This is a genomic window from Bacillus cereus group sp. BfR-BA-01430, from assembly GCF_022663115.1.
Lineage (GTDB): Bacteria > Bacillota > Bacilli > Bacillales > Bacillaceae_G > Bacillus_A > Bacillus_A cereus_BD.
Genome location: NZ_JAKUEW010000013.1, coordinates 18,714 through 41,633, shown reverse-complemented (window position 1 = coordinate 41,633; position 22,920 = coordinate 18,714). Strand labels below are relative to the sequence as shown.

Here is a 22,920-nt window from a genome sequence, read left to right as displayed (position 1 = left end):
AATATAAAAAGGAGAAATGAAGATGAGAAAATTTTTTGTAATGAGCATGACTTTTCTACTATTTTTTGTCATGGGAAGTATGCACCTTCATGCTGCTGAACGAACAAATGTAAAAGAAATTTTCAGCTTGGAAGCACCCATTTGGATATTTCAAGCAGGAATAACGAAAGGGGTATTTCACGATAGACAAGATTTAGGGTTTATTCTACAAGCAAACACGACATTAAAGGTAAGACAAACGAATCCTAACTTTAAAAATGAATTAACATTACGTTTGTTATCTAATGATTCAAAAACAGAGAAGTCTATTAAAGTAGGAAGTGAATGGATAACTGTTCAAGCCGATGTACCAGTAGTTCCGTTCGTAGATACACCTTATGATGAGAATGGCGCTACGATTGAATACCAAGTAGGAAGTGAACAACCGCAAAAACCACTCCCTATCTATCAAGAAAAAGGCAATGAGTCTGCATTCTTTAAGACATGGGATCAATTTGATGGAGAGTATGCATTAGTGAAAGGAACGAGTTTTCAACTATTTGTACCTAAAAAAGATAAAGAATCATTAAGAAATTTGAAAGATTTCCAATCTTTAGATGACCTAATCCATTATTATGAAGAAATTTTTACGATGTATGATTCAATGATTGGTTTGGATGGCTCGGCACCTGAAAATAAAAAAGGGCAAAATCGTTATTTCTTAAAGGCGGACGCATCTGGTGCAGGTGGTGCCTACTATGGAAACTATTGGACAGCAAATAGTACAAATAGTATAGATATGTGGCTAGGTAAATCGAGTTGGGGAACGCTACATGAGATTGCGCATGGTTATCAGGCGGGCTTTGATAATCAAGGAATGTACACAGGAGAAGTTTCCAATAATTTGTTTGGTGTTCAGTATCAATATAGTAAATATGGTAAGAAAGCAGATCAAATTGGCTGGTTATTTAATTATGGGAAAAAAGAGAGCGTTGAGAAAAATCTATATAACGCTGTAATGAAAAACAAGAAAAAATATAATGCTTTAGATTTAAGACAAAAACTTATCATGTTAACAATGGCGAAACAAAAAGCTGGAAATGAAGCTTTTACAAAAATGTATCAAGGCTATCGAAAGCTAGCTAGTCAATTTGATTCTGATCGTTCTTTACCAGATTTAATGAACCAGTATTATAGCGAGAATAGCCAACTTGATTTTACACCTGTCTTTGAAAGCTGGGGGCTAAACCTTGAGGCTACACAAGCAGAAAGAAATCGAGCAAAAGGCTATGAGGCAGTCAGTTCATTGGCTCATATTGTACCTGAATCTCGATTAGCTGAAGCAAGGGCGATAGTAGATCCTGAAATTTTAATTAATTCTAATTTTGAAATGGTTACGAATAAGGAAATTGCTCCGCTAGAATTAAAAGGAAACTTACATATTCATTTACATACGAATGATATAAATCGTATGAAAGGAGCAAAAATTCAATTAAAAGAAGGAAATAGAGTGATTCAAGAGACAAACATTGAAACAGCAGATATTCATTTCAAAGACGTTCCAAATGGGGTGTATACAGTTGAAATCTTACATGGAAAGGATATCATGTATCACTTCAACCAACATTACGCTTATGTAAAGGAAACGGATAACAATTTATCAATTGACGTGAACTAAGTCTAAGTGAGCAAAAGTTTATATCAAATAAGAGGCGATCTAAAACGTATACGTTTTGGATCGCCTCTTTTGTAATATTTATTTTTCTTTTGGTGTTGGAATTTCTTTTATTGTTAAGTATAAGACGATTAAAATAACTGCAATGTAAAGGAGGAATGATCCGGGAACAGTAATCTTTAGTAAGTCCATAATCATAAAGAAAACAGTTGGGATTGTATAACTATAAGCAGTTAACGTCCAAACTTGTTTATAAGATAATTTACGCTGACCGCTCATAACGGAGCCGATAAATGCCAGTAGTGTAACGCCTAAAAAAGTAATAAATAACTGGAAGAAATAAATAAAGAATCCGATAACAAGCATTAAAATAGGATACATACTATTGAAAAAAGAAAGAAAGTCTTGCAAGTCTTTTTTCTCAAGAGAAGCACCTAATAAATCATTGTAGGAATATGTTTGTGTTACTCCATTTGCAGCAGAAATAACTTTGTCTTTTAGAACAAACAACCCTGTTTTATTCGTATACTTTCCTGTATCAATAGCATTTGGATCGAATACAAAGATAGAGTTCCCCTCTTCTTTTTCAATAGGTTTATCAATATCTGCCTTTAGTTCCCCATTTTCGATTTTAAAGTTTGGAATGTCTTGTTCAAGCGCTTGCTTTATGATTCCAACGCTATCTTGAATAACGCTGCCATACAATAAAGTTCTCGGGATGGTTGTAAGGAAACAGAGTAATAAGATATACAGAATCGTTTTTCCGATTTTTTGAAACCGAAAAAGCGCCATGTCTTTCGGTGAGTATAGACTCTTTCCAATCTGTGTAAAGATGGACATAGATTCACTTCCTTTTTTATATTAAGTAGAGATATGTATAAAAACATTGTAACGTACGTATCTAGAGAATCACAAGCAATATCGCGTTCTTATGTCATGCGTAGCGAGTTTATTATATAAGCTTTTTGAAAACAAAAAACATGAAAGGAAAAATATAATTGACACTTTTCTTTTTTATATGGTAAATTTATCTTACATTTCTTGCGTCTTCCATTTTGTAGACGGCTCGTTTTTATAGAAGTTTCATGGAAGAAGCCTAAAGACTGATATAGTCGTTTTTTCTATATAATTCTGGACCCTTAGCTCAGTTGGTTAGAGCAGACGGCTCATAACCGTCCGGTCGTAGGTTCGAGTCCTACAGGGTCCATACCCATTTTACATACTTATAAATGCAGGTAAGAAGCTTCCTTGTAGAAGGAGGCTTTTTTTACGAAATAAGTGAGCATTTTGTTTGAAAAGAAATGGAGATTTTGCTACTTTAATGATAGCAAGACAATGTGATTTAATTTGTTTTCACCCTATGGCAATTAGGGTAAAATGAAGTTGTATGCCAAATTGTTTTGGCAATACATAAAATGGGAGGAATATAACAATGGCAAAACATGAATTACCAAATTTACCTTATGCGTATGATGCATTAGAACCTCATTTTGACAAAGAAACAATGAATATCCATCATACGAAACACCACAACACGTATGTAACAAACTTAAATGCTGCATTAGAAGGTCACCCAGAATTAGCTGACAAAAGTGTTGAAGAATTAGTTGCAAACTTAAACGAAGTACCAGAAGAAATTCGTACTGCAGTACGTAACAATGGTGGCGGACATGCAAACCATAGCTTCTTCTGGACAATCTTATCTCCAAATGGTGGTGGACAACCAGTAGGTGAACTTGCTACTGCAATTGAAGCAAAATTCGGTAGCTTTGATGCATTCAAAGCAGAATTTGCAAAAGCTGGTGCATCTCGCTTTGGTTCTGGTTGGGCTTGGTTAGTAGTAAACAACGGTGAACTAGAAGTAACAAGTACTCCAAACCAAGATTCACCTTTAACAGAAGGTAAAACACCAGTTATCGGTTTAGATGTTTGGGAGCATGCTTACTACTTACATTACCAAAACCGTCGTCCTGATTACATCGGTGCGTTCTGGAATGTTGTAGACTGGAATGCAGCAGAAAAACGTTACCAAGAAGCTAAATAATCGTACTTGTTTCATTTTGTACAAGGGAATATGAAAAGAGCTAGGGGCATATGCCTCTAGCTTTTTTTGTATGCTTTCTTTTACATAATTGTGCCTAGTCTTTGGAAGACTAGAACATGAAGTAAAGGAGAGTTATATATGAAGTGGAAACATATAATTGGTGATATTGAGGTGAATCGGGATTTAATATTATTACTTAGTATGGGCGGATTGTACACACTTGCTATTTCATTATCCAATACATTTGTTAACATTTATTTATGGAAGCAAACGCAAAATTATGTAAACATAGGGCTATATAATTTAGCGAGTGTTGTGTTACAACCGCTGACTTTTTTATTCGCAGGAAAATTAGCGAAAAGAATCGATCGAGCCATTTTATTGCGGATCGGAGTCGGGACATTAGCGACTTTTTTTATTGTAGTTTTACTTACAGGAACGCATGCCTCCAAATATATTATATTAATAGGTGGGCTGCTTGGTATTGGGTATGGATTTTATTGGTTGGCCTTTAACTTGTTAACGTTTGAAATTACAGAGCCAGAAACCCGTGACTTTTTCAATGGTTTTCTTGGTCTTTTAACTTCGTTTGCTGGCATGATTGGGCCAATAACAGCTGGATATACTATTTCTCGTATGGAAAAGTGGAGCGGCTATACAATGATTTTTTTTCTTTCATTAACTTTGTTTGCGATTGCTGTTGTTATGAGCTTTTTTTTATCGAAAAGAGAGTGTGAAGGTCGCTATGAAGTTGTACAAGTTTTACAGGAACGAAAGATGGATAAAAACTGGGGAAGAATCACACGCGCTCATTTTTTTCAAGGGCTACGAGAAGGGATTTTTGTCTTTGTTATTTCTGTATACATCTATTTGGCAACAGGGAGCGAATTTGCGTTAGGGAAGTATAGTTTAGTAAATTCAGCCGTTTCGTTTGTCGCTTATTACTTAGTTACTCGTATGTTAAAAAAAGAATGGCGAAAAAAAGCCATTTTGCTTGGTGGGATTATTTTATATGCTGTGGTATTTTTAGTTATTTTTCATGTTACATATGCGAAATTACTTATCTATGCAGCTTCTATTGCAATTGCTTATCCAATCTTACTCGTTCCTTATGGATCAATGACTTATGATGTAATTGGAAGAGCAAAGAATGCAAAAGAATGGCGAGTTGAGTATATTGTTGTGCGAGAATTATGGTTAAATGGTGGAAGAATTTGCTCTATTATCAGTTTTTTATGCGCTGTATCGTTTTTTCAACCAGAAAAAAGCTTACCTGTTTTATTAGGCATCCTTGGGGCCGGACATTTCCTTGTTTATTTTGCTGTGCGAAATGTCAAATATAGTGAGGAAAACGTGAACAAAACAAGCATGATAGCTACAGAAACGATACCAAATCGTACAGAACCAGAAGGTTAACTTCTTCTTTGTTTTATGCTAGAATAAAAAGACATGTAAAATAGCTGTAAGGGCACCTGTAACAGGTGTCCCTTTCATATTATATAGCTAAAGGTGGTAGAGGGGGTTCGTATGAGTAAGAAGAAAAAGAAAAAGACCCACGTTCCGTTTCGGCTGAACGTGTTATTTCTTTGTGTATTTTTAATGTTCTCTGCGGTTATTGTAAGGCTTGGTTATGTACAAATTGTTCATGGGGAGGAGTACAAAAACGAAGTTGAGAAAAAAGAAAACTCAACAATTAGTAATCCGGTTCCACGTGGAAAAATATTTGACCGATATGGACGTCCCGTTGTAGATAATGATCCAGTTCGAACAATTACATTTACGCGAATGAAAGGATCGACTTCAGAGGAACGTTTAGAAACAGCGAAAAAGCTTGCAGATTTAATTGAAGTATCACCGGATAAATTAACAGAACGCGATAAAAAAGATTATTGGCTGTTCCTTCATAAAGAAGAAGCGGAAGCAAAGATTACAAAAAAAGATCGCGAAGAATTAAAAGCAAAAAAAATTGATGATAAAGAAGTGGCAGAACGTCAACGAAATCGTGTGACGGAAGAAGAATTAAATCAATTAACAGAGAAAGATTTAGAAGTGCTGGCGATTAAGAGTAAGATGGACGGCGGATATGCAATGACACCGCAAATTATTAAAAAGCAAGTAACCCCGAAAGAATATGCTGTAGTAAGCGAGCGTTTAGCGTTATTACCAGGTGTCGATACAAATGTAGATTGGGATCGTAAATATAAGTATGATGATATGTTCCGCAGTGTACTTGGTGGTGTAACGAGCTCGGATGAAGGGTTACCAAAAGAGCGCTTAGATTATTTCCTTGTTCGGGATTATAACCGTAATGATCGAGTTGGAAAAAGTTATATTGAACAACAATATGAAGATGCACTTCACGGTTCAAAGGCAGAAGTGAAGAATATTACAGATAAAAATGGTAATATTTTAGAAACAGTAAATGTCTTAAAAGGGCAACGAGGAAATGATTTAAATTTAACAATTGACATGGAGCTGCAAAAGCGTGTCGAAGAAATTATTGGGAAATATTTAATGCAATTTAAAGGTTCGGAACCTCTACTTGATCGTGCATTTGTTGTCATGATGAATCCAAAAAATGGCGAAATTCTATCGATGGCTGGGAAACAGCTTGTCAATGAAGATGGAAAAACAGAAGTGAAGGACTTTGCTTTAGGTACAATGACAAGTTCTTACCCAATGGGATCGACTGTCAAAGGTGCAACTTTGTTAACTGGATATCAAACAGGTGCCATTACACCTGGCACAACTTTATTGGATGAACCAATCAAATTGAGAGGGACACCGACGAAATCTTCTTGGAAAACGATGGGTTATATTAATGATTTAACTGCTTTAAAGATGTCTTCTAACGTATATATGTTTAAAACAGCGATGAATATTGCAAAAGTACCTTACATTCGTGGTGGTACATTAGATATTAAAAAACAAGCGTTTGATGATATGCGTTATTACTTTAGTCAGTTTGGTCTAGGAGTGAAAACAGGTATCGACTTACCAAATGAATCAGCTGGACTTCAAGGTTCGCAGTATACACCTGGTTTCTTGTTAGACTTATCGATTGGACAGTATGATAACTATACACCACTTCAGCTTGTACAATATGTATCTACAATTGCAAATGGTGGCTATCGTATGCAACCACAAATTGTAAAAGAAATTCGTCAACCAGCAGCGAAACCTGATGAAGTTGGAAAAGTCATTCAATCAATGGAACCGAAAGTATTGAATCGTATCGATATGCCTGAAAGTCAGATTAAACGAATTCAAGAAGGGTTTAGACAAGTATTTAATGACGCGGGTGGTACGGGGAGAAAATACTTTGCGACTGCAAAGTATCAAGCTGCCGGAAAAACAGGGACTGCTCAAACGGTATATGGTGGCGACAAAGAGAGTGGGAAAAAAGCAAACGGTGAGCGTGTACAAGTTTACAATTTAACGCTGGTAGGATACGCACCGCTTGAGAATCCAGAAGTTGCCTTCTCTGTTGTTGTTCCATGGGTATATAGTGATAAAAGTGGAATTAACGGATACATTGGTCGTGAAATTATGGATGCTTACTTTGATTTGAAAAAGCAAGCATTAACAGGTGAAGATCCGCAAGATGAAAAAGGAAAAAAATCAAAGAAACAAGATGATGATGAATAAAATCATATAAGTTTGGCACACTATCTCAAAAGATAGTGTGCTTTTTTTGTAAGTGATACATATATTTTAGTAATGATGGACAAGTCCAGAAAATGCAATCATTCTATATGAAAGTTTGAAGTCAATGATAGAGAATGAACAGAAAAGGGGGAGGGCCTTTCATTATCATTTAAAAAGTTGAACTTTACAAAATTTTTACAAACAATTAAAACCTCATTAATAGTTTGGCATTATTCTTATACCTGTAATCCTGTTATGTAGGTTACTTCTAGGAGGAACACGTGTGAAGAAGATCCGCAGATTGAGTAAGATTTTCATCGTATCGATATGTTCTATATTTTTGTACATATCTCCTGCACTTGCTGCAAATCAAATAGGGGAAGTAAGAGTTGATGGATCCTCAACGGTTTTTCCTATTATGGAAGCAGTGGCAGAAGAATATACAAAGAAAGAACCGCATGTGAAAGTTTCTATTAGTATTTCTGGAACAGGAGGAGGATTCCAACGTTTTGGAGCAGGAGAAGTAGATGTGAATAATGCTTCACGTTCCATGAAACGAGTAGAAGAAAAAATGATGAGAGAGAACTCCATCCAATTTACACCACTTGAAATTGCTTATGACGGTTTGACTATAATTGTAAATCGTCAAAATAAGTGGGTGGATCATATGACAATAGAAGAATTACGGAGATTATGGAGCGAAGATGGAAGCATAAAGCGGTGGTCGCATATCCATCCAGAATGGCCGAAGGAAAAAGTTCAATTTTATGCACCAGGCGTGGATTCTGGTACGTATGATTATTTTCAAAATGTAGTCTTACAAAAGAATCGCCTTGCAAAAACAGTTTCATTGTCAGAAGATGATCAAGTTATTATGCAAGGTGTTAGGAATGATAGAAATGCGATTGCATTTGTAGGGTACGCCTACTACATGGCAAATCGTGATAAGGTAAAAGCCATCAAAGTAAACGGTGTATTTCCGACAAAAGAAACCATTCAACTTGGAATGTATAAGCCGTTATCAAGACCTCTGTTTGCATATGTAAATCATGCGTCTCTCCGTAATAAAGAGAGTGTAGCAGATTATGTTGCATTTATGATGAAGCATGTAGGAGAGTTAGCCGAGGAAGTCGGATATGTAAAGTTACCAGAAGAAAAATATAATGATCAGCTGCGAATGTTAACAGAAATAGAGAGATAATGTCAGGGTGGAAAGGGGTTTTCATCTTTGGCTCATCATAACAAAAGTCAAATTACATTTTCTGTGCAACATTTGATTGAAAGAAATAGGCTTAAAAGAAAGAAAATGCAGCGAATCAATCGAATGGTTCCAGTATTCCTAAAGGCAATTGCTAGCGTCTCTATTATAACGACAATAGGAATCGTTATGACGCTTGCAAATGAAACGATGATGTTTTTTCGAAACGTATCATTGTATGATTTTTTTCTTGATAAAGAGTGGTTACCTTTTTTTGAAGAACCAAAGTTTGGAGTACTTCCGCTTATATGTGGAACGTTCCTTGTTACAATCATTGCTATGATTGTGGCGATTCCAATTGGGTTAGGGTGTGCCATCTTTTTAAGTGAGTATGCACCAAAGGCTGCTAGAAAGTTACTAAAGCCGTTGTTAGAACTATTGGCAGGTATCCCGACAATTGTGTATGGCTTTTTTGCATTAACGATCGTTACACCACTTTTGCAAAAAATGATTCCAAATTTGCAATTTTTCAATGCGATTAGCCCAGGAATTGTAATTGGTTTTATGATGATTCCGACGATTGCTTCTCTTGCTGAGGATGCAATGGGGGCTGTAGCAAAGGGAGTAAAGGAAGCCTCATTGGCGCTTGGAGCAACTCGATTTGAAACAGTCAAGCAAGTTATATTACCTGCCGCTTTTAGCGGAATTATGGCTGCAGTTTTATTGGCGGCTTCTCGTGCAATTGGTGAAACGATGATTGTTGTCATTGCGGGTGGTTCAACACCAAATTTATCTTTGGATCCAACACATTCGATTCAAACATTAACAGCATATATTGTTCAAGTGAGTTTGGGAGATGCACCGCATGGGACGATTACTTACTACAGCATGTATGCTGTAGGGGCTACGCTCCTTCTATTTACGTTTATGATGAATATCATTTCACAGCAAATTATGCGTCGATTTAAAGAGGCGATATGAAATGCGGATGTTAAATCATAAGCGGATAAAAGAAAACATGTCGTTTCGCTTTTGGAAAGATCGAGTATATAAATGGATTTTTTCTATTGCAATGCTGTTTTCCATTATGATTCTGATTGTATTGCTATATCAAATTTTGGAAAAAGGTATCGATTATCTTTCAGTCGATTTTTTGATACATTTTGCTTCGCGTCATCCAGAGCAAACGGGGATTGCTGCCGCATTATCAGGAACAATATTATTTATGAGTATTGTTGTACCAGTCTCATTTGTTTTAGGAGTTGGTACAGCACTATATTTAGAGCATTATGCAAAACAATCTATTTTTGCAAGAATGATAGCATTAAATATTCAAACATTAGCGGGTGTTCCGTCCGTTGTATTTGGATTGTTAGGTTTAACAATTTTTGTTTATGCTTTTCAGCTAGGAGAAAGCATAGTGGCTGCGGCGCTTACAATGAGTCTTCTTTCATTGCCGACAGTTGTTGTATCTAGTCAAGAAGCAATTCGTATGGTACCGAATGACTTATTGGAGGCTTCTTATGGAGTAGGAGCGACGAAATGGCAAACGATGTATCAAGTTGTATTACCAACTGCTCTCCCAGGAATTTTAACTGGATGTATTTTAGCTTTGTCTAGAGCAATTGGAGAAGCAGCGCCGTTATTAGTAATTGGAGCTCTTGCTTTTGCAAATTATATTCCATTTGGAATATTTGATAGATTTACAGTTTTACCAATTCAAATTTTTAATTGGATGAGTAGGCCACAAGAGGAGTTTCAACATGTAGCAGCAGCGGGGATGATCGTTTTACTAGGATTGTTGCTGATTATGAATATGGTTGTTTTATGGCTGCGAAATCGTAAATAAAGTAGGAAATGGATGAAAGGGGAATTCAAAATGGTAGCAACAGTAGTAAATGTACAGGTGAAAAAAGAGGAGAAAGTGGAAACAGCCCCAAAAAAAATTGTTTTCGATACGAAAAATTTAAATTTATGGTATGGAGAGGATCATGCTTTAAAAGATGTGAATTTAAGCATTCATGAGAATGAAGTAACTGCAATTATTGGGCCTAGTGGTTGTGGGAAATCCACATACTTAAAAACATTGAACCGTATGGTTGAGCTAGTCCCAATCGTTCGAACAACAGGCGTGATTGAATATCGAGAGCGTAATATTTTTGATAAATCATATCCTGTAGAAGAGTTACGTACACATGTTGGAATGGTGTTCCAAAAACCAAATCCATTTCCAAAATCTATCTATGAAAATGTGGCATACGGTCCGAAAATTCATGGTATTCACGATAAAAAGACACTTGATGCTATTGTAGAAAAAAGTTTACGCGGTGCAGCAATTTGGGATGAATTAAAAGATCGATTACATGACAATGCATATGGCTTATCTGGTGGCCAACAACAGCGTCTATGTATCGCTCGCTGTTTAGCGATTGAGCCGGATGTTATTTTAATGGATGAACCAACATCTGCTCTAGATCCAATTTCTACATTGAAAGTAGAAGAGTTAATACAAGAGTTAAAGAAAGATTTTAGTATTGTAATTGTGACACATAATATGCAACAAGCAGCACGTATCTCGGATAAAACGGCATTTTTCTTAAGTGGAGAAGTCGTAGAGTATACGGATACGAATAAATTATTTACAACACCTTCAGATAAACGAACAGAAGATTATATTACAGGACGCTTTGGATAATAAGAGTAAAATGCCCCTCTTACATTGGGGCATTTGTTGTGTCAAGTTAATTTGTAACAGGAAAGCTTTGTCTTATGTAAAATGAAATTTTAGTAAGGAGAGAGCTTTCATGAATCATTTTTTGACAGACAGTTCCCCTCTCGCTTAATTTCTTTGCTTTCATCAAATTTTGAGGGGAGAGTTCTACTGTCTGCAAATAGTGGGATAAATAGAGGGGGAAGAATGATGGTACGCGAGCAATTTCATTATGATTTAAAAACATTGCAGCAAAAAGTAATGAAACTAGGAGAATTAGCAGGAGGTGCTCTTTTACTTTCTATGGAAAGTCTTCAAAAGAGAGACGTAGAAAAGGCGTTAGAAGTAATTGATAATGATTACCGAATGGACCATTTAGAAGAGGAAATTAACGATTTTGCACTTATGTTAATTACAAAGCAACAACCTGTAGCAAGTGATTTGCGAAAAGTTTTTATTTCAATTAAAACGGCAACAGACTTAGAGCGTATAGCAGATCATGCGGTAAATATTGCGAAAGCAACGATTCGCCTTGGGGAAAAAGAGGTATCTGTTCAGTTACATAATATAGAAGAAATGTTTTCAATTGCTCATGAGATGTTACGTCTTTCTTTGGAGGCCTACCAAAAGGAAAATTTAACGTATGCGAAACAAATCGCTGAAATGGATGATTCCGTTGATGAAATATACGGAAAAGCAATTCGAGAATTTATATCTACGATTCCAGAACAACCAGAAGCAATTACACAAATTACACAATTGTCTTTTATCGCTAGATATATTGAGCGTATAGCAGATCATATTACAAATATCGCAGAAAATGTTTTCTATTTGGTGAAAGGTAAACATTATTTATTAAATGAGTAGAAATCAATGAGGGCAGATGATAAGAGTCATCTGCTTTTTTAGTCAAAACATGACAAAAAAAGCTCGTTGCCTCGTTTAAATTATGATGATAAGATGTATCGTAATAAATATGGAAAAATAAAGAAAGTAACGATTGCACAACAAAAAAGTAAGCGTTTTCCAAAAGTGGGTTTAGCAATTGGAAAGATTAACTGATATAGAAGTTACATACATATGGTAAATAAAGATGTTTTCATATTACAAAAGTGGAGGATGAATGTGCATGAAGGGGGTTATTTTAGCTGGTGGAAAAGGAAGGCGCCTAAGACCGTTAACATGTAATGTTCCAAAACCGATGTTACCATTATTAGAGAAACCAGTTTTAGAATATAACATTGAATTGTTACGGCAACATGGTATTCGGGAAATCGCAATTACTGTTCAATATTTGAGCAATACGATTAGAGAGTACTTTGGGGATGGAAGTAAATGGGGCGTCAAATTACATTATTTTGAGGATTCACCTCCCCTTGGTACAGCAGGAAGTATGAAACAGGCTGAAGCATTTTTAGATGAACCGTTTGTAGTAATTAGTGGTGATGCATTAACAGATTTTCAATTAACAGAAGGAATTGCATTTCACCAGCAGACGAAGAGAATGCTAACGATGTTTGTAAAAGAAGTAGAAAATCCACTATCTTTTGGATTAGTTGTGATGAATAAAGAACAAGAAATTATACGTTATATGGAGAAACCAAGTTGGAATGAAGTCATTTCAAACGTTGTAAACACAGGGATTTATATTATGGATCCTAATATTTTTTCTTATATACCTCCTCAAACATATGTTGATTTTAGTCGCCATATCTTTCCATTACTGGAGAATACAAATGCGTTATTTGGATATAAAGCAGAAGGGTACTGGATGGATATTGGCACATTTGAGCAATATCGGCAAGCTCAATTTGATTTAATAACGAAAAAAGTGAATGTAACGATTCCTTATACAGAAGTATTACCAATGGTTTGGATGGGCGAAGGAGTAACGATTGAAAAAGGTACAAAAATTCATGGTCCATCTTTCATTGGTGAAGGGGTAACAATCGGAGCGGGGGCGATCGTTGAACCGTATTCAATTATTGGAAAACATAGTACTATATCAAGTTACACACATCTTCAAAAAAGTATTATTTTTGCCAATACGTATGTTGGGAAACATTGTGAATTATTAGAGACGATAGTTGGTGAAAAAACAAGACTCGAAGACGATGTCACACTATATCAGAAAAGTGTTGTAGCGGATTATTGTCAGATAGGGAAAAGTACTGTAATTAAGCAAGGCGGGAAGTTATGGCCTCATAAAATAATTGATAATCATTCTATTATTGCATCTGGCGGCGTTACAAAAGAAGAACATGCATCAAGATGGTTGCAAAAAAGTCAAATTGTAGGTAGAGGAAATATTGAAATCACACCGCAAATCATTGTAAAAATAGCAATGGCTTACGGTTCGTTGTTTCAAAAGGGCGAGACTATATTAATAGGAAGCTATAAGAATGCAGAAGTACAAATTTTTAAAAATTTATTTCTACATGCGCTTCACAGCGTAGGAATTCATACGGTGGAATGTCAAGAAATGAATGAATCACCTTTTCAATATACGATTCGGAAATTAGAATGCATAGGTGGTGCGTTCATTTGTTTTACGAAAGATCAAGGTATAATGATACGGTTCTATAGGAAAGAAGGAAGGCAGTTAACTTATAAGCAGCAGAAGGAAATAGAACATTTATATATGGCTGAAAATTTTCGTTATGTATCTGAAAAAGAGATAGGAGAAAATCAAATTATACAAATTTGTTTAGAAGATTATGTAACGGCTGTTTTAGAATATATAGATGTTGAGAACATACAGGCGCAACAGTTCCACCTTCTTATTAATAAAGTGGATCGTTTGTTACAACCGTTACTTCTTTCTTTTTTTCAAAGGCTTGGTTGTTCCATTACATGGGTGTATGCACAGGAGCGGAAAGAACATGTGAAATCTTTAATGAAGTCCAGTCATTCTAATATGGCTTTTATATGCTGTGAAGAAGGAAATGCATTCGAATTATATGATGGGCATGGTAGGGTGTATCAGAGTGAGAATGTTAGCGAAATCGATGTGTCAGACTTATTATTGAAAACAGAGGATGTGTATCCAATATCGTTAAAGCTCGGAAATTGTTATCTTCTCTTTTATATGCACATGGAAAAAGAATTACGACAAGTGTGGCAAAGGGATATGTTATATCGGATTGGGAAGTTACTTGAGTTAATTGCAAAACAAGGAAGTACATTATCCATTATGCTAGAACAGACAGCACCGCTTTATTTGTTATGTGATGAGGTTGTTTGTTCGTGGAATGAAAAAGGAAAAATAATGGGGATGTTACTGCAAGATATGGGAGACAGGGAAATAGAAATATTAGAAGGAATTCAGTTTAAATATGCAGAGAAAGAATGGTCGTACATTGTTTCTGATGTGAAACAACCGAAATTTCTTGTATACTCACATGCGAAAAACCCGCTAGTAGCAAGAGAAAATATGAAAAATCTTATAGAAAAAATTAGACAATATCAAAAGGTGTAGAATTTTTGTTTTAAAAGTGGTATTATGGTATAGTCTGATTTAAGTTATTAGTGACTGGAGGGAAATAAGAATGCGTGTGAATATTACTCTAGCATGTACAGAATGCGGAGATCGTAACTATATCTCAAAGAAAAATAAACGTAACAACGCGGAGCGCCTTGAGCTTAAAAAGTATTGCAAGCGTGACAAGAAGTCTACGTTACACCGTGAAACAAAGTAAGCAGTAGGAATATTTCCTACTGTTTCTTTTTATTTTGTGCCAGTGTTTCGCTGTGCAGTATGTATGTAAAATGATAAACTTAATGTATTGTTTAAGATTAGATGCTACTGCAAGGGGGAAATAGTCATGAACGAGGAGAAGGTACAGCTACGTAAACGAATGTTAGAACACATGTATTCGATGACACAAGAGCAGCGTAAGGCTTTATCAGAACAAATTGCAGATTCTTTATATGAACAAAGAGAGTGGAAAGAGGCGGAAACAATTGGCATTACTCTTTCTATGGACCATGAAGTGAATACATATGTTATTATAGAAAAAGCATGGCAAGAAGGAAAAAAAGTAGTAGTACCAAAATGTAATCGAAAGACAAGAACAATGACTTTTCGTGAAATCATGAACTGGGATCAATTAGAAACGGTATATATGAATTTACGAGAGCCTATTCCTACTGTAACGAAAGAAGTAAAGGCGAATGAGATAGATCTTCTCTTTATACCTGGAATTGCTTATACGAGAGGAGGAGAACGTATTGGATATGGTGGTGGCTATTATGATCGTTACCTTGCTACGTATGAGGGGGCAAGAGTGTCTTTAGCTTTTGACTTTCAAATTGTAGATGATATTCCGATAGAGCCATTTGATCAAAACGTCAAAAAAATTATTACAGAAAAAGAAACAATTGTGTAAAAGACACTAATATAGATGAATAAGAATTGACGAGGTTTTTTCTTGTTGATTATAATGAAATATGTGAACGTTTTCTTATTATATTTGTATAATAAGTAGACATAGAGGGTGATAAAATGATATCCATTTATGATATTCAACAATTACTAAAAAAATTTGGAACGATTATTTATACAGGTGATCGGGTGGCTGATTTACAATTAATGCAGGAAGAGCTACATGAATTGAATCAATCACAGCTGATTGAACGAAAAGATTATCAAACAGCTTTATTTTTAATAAAGCAAGAAATTCAAAAAGAGATGAGCAAGAAATAGAAAAAGGTAGGTTAGCAAAAATGGAAGAGAAATGGTTAGTTGGTGTTGACCTTGGTGGGACGACAATTAAATTAGCATTTATTAATGTGTACGGTGAAATTTTATACAAGTGGGAAATCCCAACAAATACTAGTGAACAAGGAAAACATATTACACTAGATGTAGCCAAAGCAATCGATAAAAAATTAGAAGAATTAGGCGAATTAAAGAGTAAACTAATTGGGATTGGTATGGGTGCTCCTGGTCCTGTCCATGTAGCTTCAGGTATGATTTATGAAGCGGTTAACTTAGGGTGGAAAAACTATCCATTAAAAGATTTATTGGAAGTTGAAACAGGCTTACCTGTTGTTATTGATAACGATGCCAACTTAGCAGCATTTGGGGAAATGTGGAAGGGTGCTGGAGAAGGTGCGAAAGATCTTGTTTGTATGACGCTTGGAACTGGTGTTGGTGGCGGTGTTATTACCAATGGTGAAATCGTTCATGGTGCAAGCGGTGCAGCTGGTGAAATTGGCCATATTACAGTCGTTACAGAAAATGCATTTCCTTGTAATTGCGGGAAATCTGGTTGCTTAGAGACAGTGGCATCCGCAACAGGAATTGTTCGTGTTGCAATGAAAAAAATGCAAGAAACAGAGAAGGAAAGTATACTGCGTTCGATGTTGGCTGAAGAAGGCCGTATTACATCAAAAGATGTATTTGAAGCATTAGGACAAGGTGATGAATTAGCAGCTGAAGTAGTAGAAAAAATCGCTTCTTATTTAGGATTAGCTGTAGCAAACCTTGCAAGTACGTTAAACCCTGAAAAAATTGTAATTGGTGGTGGCGTCTCTAAAGCAGGTGATGCGTTATTAAAACCGACGCAACGTTATTTTGAACAATACGCATTCTCACGTGCTAGAAAGAGCACAAAGCTAGCAATTGCAACGCTTGGTAATGATGCGGGTGTAATCGGAGGAGCTTGGCTTGTAAAAAAGCACCAATACGAAGCGAAGATGATATAATTTGTGAAGAATAAAAAAACGAAAGGGCTGCCCCTTTCGTTTTTTGTATGCAAAATCATGTTGAATAAGAACATAACAATGAATTATGATGCTGGTGGATACCCATTATTTAGAACGGTCATAACTGTAAACCACCCAAAAACGAGTACGGTTGCAATGGAAAAGCCGCCTGCTAGTAAGTTTTTTTCACGTAATGTTCTCAGGGTGGCGAATACAGCTAACAGAGTGACTAGTGCAAAAATGATAACAAGACCCATATATAATCCCCCTCTGCTCTCACATTCTTAGTTTTTAGAATATTTATTCTTTTTTATTGTACATGTTTTAGAAATGATTGTCGAGATAGCAGTGCTTCGTTTCGTCAGAGAAAGAAATGTTGTATCATAAAAGGTAAGTCCAACAACTGGAGGAGATGAAAAGATGAAATGGATACAAATGCCGTTAGGCCCTTTACAAACAAACGCGTACATTTTAAGTAACGATCAAAAAGAATGTGTAATTTTTGATCCAGGTAGCGAAGGGGAAAAGCTTGTAACTTATTTACAGCAAGAAGGGTTAAAGCCGCTTGCGATTCTATTAACACATGCACATTTTGATCATATTGGTGCAGTTGATGCGGTAAGAGAAGCTTTTCATATTCCCGTATATGTACATAAGGAAGAAGCAGATTGGCTTGGTGATCCGGCTGTTAATGGTTCACAAATTTTTATGATGAACCGAAGTATTATAGCAAAACCAGCGGATCATATGATTGATGGAGAAGGAACATTAACAATTGGTTCATTTACATTTGAAATGTTTGAAACACCGGGGCATTCTCCGGGTAGTATTTCCTACTATTGTAAAGAAGTGAACGCTGTATTTTCCGGAGATGTATTATTCCAAATGAGCATCGGCCGGACAGATTTACCAGGGGGAAGTCTTACAGAGTTAATGGGAAGTATTGAAGAGAAATTATTTATGCTATCAGATGATACGACTGTATTGTGTGGACATGGTCCAGAAACGAATATTGGGTTTGAAAAAGAAAATAATCCATTTTTACAATAAGGTGCAGTATGGGGATAGAGTTCATTTTAAGGAGATATATGGAAAAAGAAAGGGATTATTCGATTTCATATCGCACGTATATGGAAGTTGCGTTATATAATCAAGAACATGGATATTATATGAAAAGCCGTCATAAAATCGGAAGAAACGGTGATTTCTTCACAACTAGTAATGTCTCTTCTGCAGTTGCAAAGACATTTGCTCGATTTTTTATAAGGCTTGTTCAAAGGGGAGAAATCGAGCCTAATCTTTGTGAAATTGGGGCTGGAACAGGGAGATTTGCTTATGATGTTTTACAAGAATGGCATCGTCTATCTCCTGAAACTTTCGCTGATTTACACTATTCTATTATTGAGTTAAGCCCTTTTCATCGAAAGCTACAAAAACAGCAACTGAACTCATTTTCTAATCTTTCTCAGCACCAGTCTTATAAAGAATTAGGTGACTCTTTTACAGGAATTGTTTTTTCAAACGAATTATTTGATGCTTTCCCTGTTGAAGTAATTGAGAAGCGCAAGGGAAAGCTATATGAAGTGCGAGTTTCATATACAGATGAAGGAAAACTTGCAGAGGTATTCAGACCGATAGAAAATGAGACAGTTCACTATTTAAGAAGACATCATATAAGACTTTCAGAAGGACAACGATTTGAAGTTCCGATTGTAGCAGAATCCTATATAGAAGAGATTGCCGCATGGCTAAAAGAAGGATTATTCATTACAGTCGATTATGGCTATACAAAAGAAGAGTGGATGCATCCAGCTCATCGTGAAGGAAGTTTAAGAGGGTATTATCGTCATCAATTGATTCGAAGCCCGCTCGCTTATCCGGGGGAAATGGATATTACAGCCCATGTACATTGGGATGAAATAAAGAAGGCTGGGAAAACGACAGGACTTGATACAATATGGCATACAAAGCAGAGTACTTTTTTATTAGCGGCAGGCATACTTGAACAGCTTATGAATCATCAAGATCGAAATCCTTTTTCTGAAAATCAAAAAATAAATCGATCCATTCATTCCATGATTTTAGGTGGAGGAATAGGTGATGCTTTTGATATTTTAATACAGAAGAAAGGATTGCCGTTTTTGGATGTAAATCGTTACTTATATGTATAGAAAAAAACAAGACGCAGAAACTTTCTGCGTCTTGTTTTTTAATACGACTTTTCATATGTAGCCTAATATATTTTCTCTCATGATATATATTTATATTAAAGATATGAGATGAAAAATATAGAATACGCCATTCTTTTCTCTGTTTAATGGCTCAATAGTCCCTAACCTAGTAATACGCGGACGAGTTGAATGATGATTTCATTCTCTACTTTGTAATAAATCTCCAATCCTTTTCTTTCACTAGAGACAATTTTAGCACTTTTTAACTTTGCTAAATGCTGTGAAATTGTGGATTGTGGCATGTTTAAGCCTGTGTACATTGTAGAAACATTACTTGGGCCTCTTTCAATTAAGCCCTTTACAATACATAAACGAACAGGATGAGCAAGCACTTTCAATAATTCTGCATTACTCTCATAAAGTTCTAATTCTTTTTGAAAGGTTTCTAACATGTTCTTCTCCACCTCCGTGTAAGCTGTTATATCATAATATTCATACCAAAAAACTAAAGCAAAGGAAACAGTTGTTGCAGAAAAAATGTTTTAAAGTAAAGAAATTGTAAGAAAAGAGACTATGATGTAAATAAATGAAATAAATTTGTGTGTTTTTGCCAAAAGATAGTTTCACTTTGAAATTTGGAAAAGATATACTTATAACACAATTTTATCATGAATTTTTTGTTCTTTCAAATTGATATACGGAATTTTTAAAATAATATGAAAAAAGGATTTTATACTTTTGTATAGAATGTTTATTATGTTAATCAGAAAATATGCCTTAAAAAAACAAAAAACGAAATTTGAATTTTTAGTTGAATAGAGTGGTAATCGAATGGTTTTGTTCCAGTTTGAGGATTATATTGAAAAACCCCACCTATCTCTATATGAGTTTGAGGCGGGGATTTTTGTTAAGAGGATAAAAACAGCTTTTATATATTTACAGGTTCTTCTACATAGGAAAGGGCGTTTTCAAAATCAGTAATTAAATCGTCTACATTTTCTAATCCAACCGATAAGCGAAGTAAAGAATTAGAAATTCCTCTTTCATTGCGAGCTTCTTGCGATAATGCTGCATGGGACATTTTAGCAGGATACGATAGGATGGATTCAACAGCCCCTAAGCTTACAGCAAATACAGGTAGTTTTATTTTAGATAAAAATTGGCGCAATGCGTCTTCTGATTGTAATGAAAAGGATAAAACAGCTCCGCCAGATTTTGCTTGTGAACGTTGTATTTCATAACCGGAGTGAGATTCTAATCCCGGGTAATAGACATGTTGTATTTTGCTATGATTTTGGAAATAATGGGCGATTTTACTTGCGTTTATTGCTGAATGTTCAAGGCGTACATGCAATGTTTTCAGTCCGCGAAGTACAAGAGAGCTATCTTGAGGACTTAATATAGCCCCAAAAGCGTTTTGTAAAAAGCTAAGTTTTTGGGCGAGATTATGATCTTTTACAACAGCTAATCCAGCTGTTACATCACTATGCCCTGCGATAAATTTTGTTGCACTATGCAATACAACATCAGCTCCAAGATCCAGCGGTTTTTGAAATAGTGGTGTTAAAAATGTATTATCTACGAAAGTAAGTGCCCCAACAGATTTCGCTAACTTACAAACAGCGCGAATATCTGTTACTTTTAATAACGGATTAGATGGCGTTTCAATATAAAAAACTTTTGTATTTGCTTGTATATTTCGCTTTACGTCATCTACATTTGTCATATCGACAAATGTATGGGATATCCCATAACGCGATAGAACTTCTGTTACAATTCGGTAAGTGCCACCATATACATCTTCTGAGATGAGAACATGGTCTCCTTGTGAGAGAAGAAGAAAGGCAGTAGAAATGGCTGCAATGCCAGATGCAAAAGCAAATCCTTTTGTTCCTCCTTCAAGAAGAGCAATTATATCTTCAAGCGCTTCACGTGTAGGATTACCTGAGCGACTATAGTCGTATTTTCCAAAGGAATCTACATCAAACTGATGAAAAGTTGATGTATTGTAAATCGGAACGTTAACAGCACCGGTTTGTGCGTCATGTTTATACTTGTTATGCAGTAACAGTGTGTCTAAAGAGTAACTCATATTTTTACACCTTCTTTTGCATATTGAATTGCTTGCTGTAAGTCCTGAATTAAGTCGTCGCTATGTTCAATGCCAACGGAAAAACGAAGTAGACGATTGCATACACCTCGTGCAATTCGTATATCTGCTGGAATATCAGCATGTGTTTGTGTAGCTGGATATGTCATTAAACTTTCGACGCCACCTAAGCTTTCAGCAAATGTAATAATAGATAAAGATTGTAAGAAGGGATTGATCCATTTCTCATCGCGAAGACGAAAGGAAATCATGCCCCCTCTACCTGGATAAAATACGTCTGTTACACCGTCTTCTTCTTTTAAATAGGTCACAATTTTATTTGCATTTTCTTCATGTTGCTTCATCCGAAGTGCTAAAGTTTTCATTCCTCGTATTAATAACCATGAATCAAAAGGGTTAAGTACAGCGCCAGAAGCGTTATGGTAATGGGCAAGCTCCGCACAAAGTACATTTCCTTTTGCAACAACAAGACCGCTTAATACGTCGTTATGTCCGCCTAAATATTTTGTTGCGCTATGTAGAACGATATCAGCTCCATCAGTTAAAGGTTGCTGTATATACGGTGTATAGAAAGTATTATCTACAATGAGCAGTAAATCATGACGCTTTGCAACAGTTGCAACAGCTTGAATATCAGTTACTTGCATTAAAGGATTGGTAGGTGTTTCGATGAAAATTGCTTTTGTTTTAGAAGTAATTGCGTGTTCAATTTGCTCAATCGATTGTGTATCTACGTATCTACATCGAATATTCCACTTTTTCTCATGTTCCGAAAATAAACGATACGTTCCTCCGTATAAGTCTTCAGATACAATAAGTTCATCATCGGAGCGAAATAGAGAAAGAACAAGCAGAACAGCTGCCATTCCAGAACTACAGGCATAGCCTTGATCGCCTTTTTCTAAATCAGCAATTGCGCGTTCTACAAGACCGCGTGTAGGGTTGCCAGTTCGAGAATAATCAAAGCCAGTTGATTTTCCGATTCCTTCATGGCGATAGGCCGTTGAAAAATAAACGGGGGGATTTACCGTACCTGTACCCGCTTCACTGCGGTTTCCAATTTGAGCTAATGTTGTTTCGATTGTTGACATATCAACATTCCTCCTTTGTGAGATGAAAACTTAAGTCTATGGTAATAGGAAAATAAAAAAAGCCTTCAAAGAAGAAGGCTTTCATTCAAATAGAGTCTTCTTCTTATCTCTCAAATTACTCAATAATTTGCTGGAATTAGCACCTTATTAACAAATTTGTTAATGGTTGCTGAGGTGTCGTAGGGCCAGTCCCTCTACCTCTCTAGATAAGAATACTTTGTATGAAATTTTATTATGTGTTTAACTTTACAACAAAAGGTAAAAGAATTGCAACTTTATTTTGAATATTTTTTAATTTTTTATATTTTTATTGACTTTCCTTTTTTTGCATGCTAATTTTATTAGAAAATCAGCAAATTTTGTTAAAAGGAGAACGGATTTCCTTTTCATAACATAAATAAATAGTAAGGACAAACTCTTATTAAGAGCGGTGGAGGGAAAAGGCCCTGTGAAACCCGGCAACCTTCAAACAATACGTTTGAAACGGTGCTAATACCTGCAAAACAAGTCGTTTTGCGTGATAAGAGGTGGATTGATAAAGTCCCCCTCTTCAAGGTGAAGAGGGGGACTTTTTATATTGATAGA

The 22,920-nt window shown here is 35.7% G+C and carries 21 protein-coding genes, 1 tRNA gene, 1 pseudogene and 2 riboswitches; of the genes and pseudogenes, 18 read left to right on the top strand and 5 right to left on the bottom strand.

The genetic code is table 11. The annotated features are described in order from the left end of the window. Positions 1–22: 22 nt before the first annotated feature. Positions 23–1,654, top strand: a pseudogene (locus tag MR058_RS18275) (M60 family metallopeptidase); the annotation flags it as partial. Between the two features lie 81 nt (positions 1,655–1,735). Here the strand turns inward: MR058_RS18275 and MR058_RS18270 are convergent. Further along, positions 1,736–2,494 carry a DUF1189 domain-containing protein gene (locus tag MR058_RS18270; protein WP_242145311.1) on the bottom strand — a complete coding sequence of 253 codons (759 nt, stop codon included), beginning with the start codon at positions 2,492–2,494 and terminating at the stop codon, positions 1,736–1,738. 293 nt (positions 2,495–2,787) lie between these two features. Between MR058_RS18270 and MR058_RS18265 the strand changes: the two genes are divergently transcribed. The 15 genes from MR058_RS18265 (at position 2,788) to glcK (ending at position 16,963) form a co-directional block, all read left to right on the top strand. Continuing rightward, a tRNA-Ile gene (locus tag MR058_RS18265) sits at positions 2,788–2,861 on the top strand. A gap of 225 nt (positions 2,862–3,086) precedes the next feature. Next, entirely contained in the window at positions 3,087–3,698 is a 612-nt protein-coding gene (gene sodA, locus MR058_RS18260; RefSeq protein WP_242145310.1) for a superoxide dismutase, read from the top strand. A 138-nt stretch (positions 3,699–3,836) separates the two neighbouring features. Beyond that, the gene (locus MR058_RS18255; RefSeq protein WP_242145309.1) at positions 3,837–5,114 is read left to right on the top strand and encodes an MFS transporter; all 1,278 of its coding nucleotides are present in this window, start codon (positions 3,837–3,839) and stop codon (positions 5,112–5,114) included. A 111-nt stretch (positions 5,115–5,225) separates the two neighbouring features. Further along, positions 5,226–7,346, top strand: coding sequence for a peptidoglycan D,D-transpeptidase FtsI family protein (locus MR058_RS18250; protein ID WP_242145308.1), 2,121 nt, complete (start codon positions 5,226–5,228; stop codon positions 7,344–7,346). 292 nt (positions 7,347–7,638) lie between these two features. Continuing rightward, positions 7,639–8,547 carry a PstS family phosphate ABC transporter substrate-binding protein gene (locus MR058_RS18245; protein ID WP_396021458.1) on the top strand — a complete coding sequence of 303 codons (909 nt, stop codon included), beginning with the start codon at positions 7,639–7,641 and terminating at the stop codon, positions 8,545–8,547. A gap of 27 nt (positions 8,548–8,574) precedes the next feature. After that, a complete protein-coding gene (pstC, locus tag MR058_RS18240) occupies positions 8,575–9,525 on the top strand; it encodes a phosphate ABC transporter permease subunit PstC (RefSeq protein ID WP_242145306.1) in 951 nt (316 codons plus the stop codon). A 1-nt stretch (position 9,526) separates the two neighbouring features. Then, entirely contained in the window at positions 9,527–10,393 is an 867-nt protein-coding gene (pstA, locus tag MR058_RS18235) for a phosphate ABC transporter permease PstA (RefSeq protein ID WP_242145305.1), read from the top strand. Between the two features lie 30 nt (positions 10,394–10,423). Beyond that, on the top strand, positions 10,424–11,239 hold the full coding sequence (gene pstB / locus MR058_RS18230; RefSeq protein WP_242145304.1) for a phosphate ABC transporter ATP-binding protein: 816 nt from the start codon (positions 10,424–10,426) through the stop codon (positions 11,237–11,239). Between the two features lie 225 nt (positions 11,240–11,464). After that, complete coding sequence (gene phoU / locus MR058_RS18225; RefSeq protein WP_242145303.1) at positions 11,465–12,121, top strand: phosphate signaling complex protein PhoU; 657 nt, start codon at positions 11,465–11,467, stop codon at positions 12,119–12,121. Between the two features lie 66 nt (positions 12,122–12,187). Continuing rightward, the gene (locus MR058_RS23345; RefSeq protein WP_277927198.1) at positions 12,188–12,316 is read left to right on the top strand and encodes a hypothetical protein; all 129 of its coding nucleotides are present in this window, start codon (positions 12,188–12,190) and stop codon (positions 12,314–12,316) included. Positions 12,317–12,383: 67 nt separating this feature from the next. Further along, positions 12,384–14,732: a sugar phosphate nucleotidyltransferase gene (locus MR058_RS18220; protein WP_242145302.1), complete on the top strand. Its 2,349-nt coding sequence runs from the start codon at positions 12,384–12,386 to the stop codon at positions 14,730–14,732. Positions 14,733–14,802: 70 nt separating this feature from the next. Continuing rightward, entirely contained in the window at positions 14,803–14,952 is a 150-nt protein-coding gene (rpmG, locus tag MR058_RS18215; RefSeq protein ID WP_012095458.1) for a 50S ribosomal protein L33, read from the top strand. A 126-nt stretch (positions 14,953–15,078) separates the two neighbouring features. Further along, positions 15,079–15,642, top strand: coding sequence for a 5-formyltetrahydrofolate cyclo-ligase (locus MR058_RS18210; RefSeq protein WP_242145301.1), 564 nt, complete (start codon positions 15,079–15,081; stop codon positions 15,640–15,642). Positions 15,643–15,758: 116 nt separating this feature from the next. Further along, positions 15,759–15,959 (top strand): YqgQ family protein, encoded by a 201-nt coding sequence (locus MR058_RS18205; protein ID WP_242145300.1) that lies wholly within the window; start codon positions 15,759–15,761, stop codon positions 15,957–15,959. A 20-nt stretch (positions 15,960–15,979) separates the two neighbouring features. Then, complete coding sequence (gene glcK, locus MR058_RS18200) at positions 15,980–16,963, top strand: glucokinase (protein ID WP_242145299.1); 984 nt, start codon at positions 15,980–15,982, stop codon at positions 16,961–16,963. Between the two features lie 83 nt (positions 16,964–17,046). Here the strand turns inward: glcK and MR058_RS18195 are convergent, their stop codons facing one another. After that, complete coding sequence (locus tag MR058_RS18195; RefSeq protein ID WP_012095454.1) at positions 17,047–17,220, bottom strand: DUF2759 domain-containing protein; 174 nt, start codon at positions 17,218–17,220, stop codon at positions 17,047–17,049. Positions 17,221–17,383: 163 nt separating this feature from the next. On the opposite strand from MR058_RS18195, the gene MR058_RS18190 reads away from it, so the two are divergent. Both MR058_RS18190 and MR058_RS18185 read left to right on the top strand, forming a co-directional pair. Then, positions 17,384–18,013 (top strand): MBL fold metallo-hydrolase, encoded by a 630-nt coding sequence (locus MR058_RS18190; protein ID WP_242145298.1) that lies wholly within the window; start codon positions 17,384–17,386, stop codon positions 18,011–18,013. 8 nt (positions 18,014–18,021) lie between these two features. Continuing rightward, on the top strand, positions 18,022–19,134 hold the full coding sequence (locus tag MR058_RS18185; protein ID WP_242145297.1) for a class I SAM-dependent methyltransferase: 1,113 nt from the start codon (positions 18,022–18,024) through the stop codon (positions 19,132–19,134). Positions 19,135–19,295: 161 nt separating this feature from the next. Here MR058_RS18185 and MR058_RS18180 read toward each other — a convergent pair whose 3' ends face one another. The 3 genes from MR058_RS18180 to MR058_RS18170 all read right to left on the bottom strand — a co-directional run bounded on the left by MR058_RS18180 (position 19,296) and on the right by MR058_RS18170 (position 22,335). Then, a complete protein-coding gene (locus tag MR058_RS18180; RefSeq protein ID WP_242145296.1) occupies positions 19,296–19,586 on the bottom strand; it encodes an ArsR/SmtB family transcription factor in 291 nt (96 codons plus the stop codon). 476 nt (positions 19,587–20,062) lie between these two features. Further along, positions 20,063–21,226 carry a cystathionine beta-lyase gene (gene metC, locus MR058_RS18175; RefSeq protein ID WP_242145295.1) on the bottom strand — a complete coding sequence of 388 codons (1,164 nt, stop codon included), beginning with the start codon at positions 21,224–21,226 and terminating at the stop codon, positions 20,063–20,065. Further along, positions 21,223–22,335 (bottom strand): methionine biosynthesis PLP-dependent protein, encoded by a 1,113-nt coding sequence (locus tag MR058_RS18170; protein WP_242145294.1) that lies wholly within the window; start codon positions 22,333–22,335, stop codon positions 21,223–21,225. The genes metC and MR058_RS18170 overlap by 4 nt, the downstream gene beginning before the upstream one ends. A 100-nt stretch (positions 22,336–22,435) precedes the next feature. Beyond that, positions 22,436–22,548: riboswitch (SAM riboswitch) on the bottom strand. Positions 22,549–22,750: 202 nt separating this feature from the next. Continuing rightward, a riboswitch (SAM riboswitch) is annotated at positions 22,751–22,862 on the top strand. The last annotated feature ends 58 nt before the right edge of the window (positions 22,863–22,920 follow it).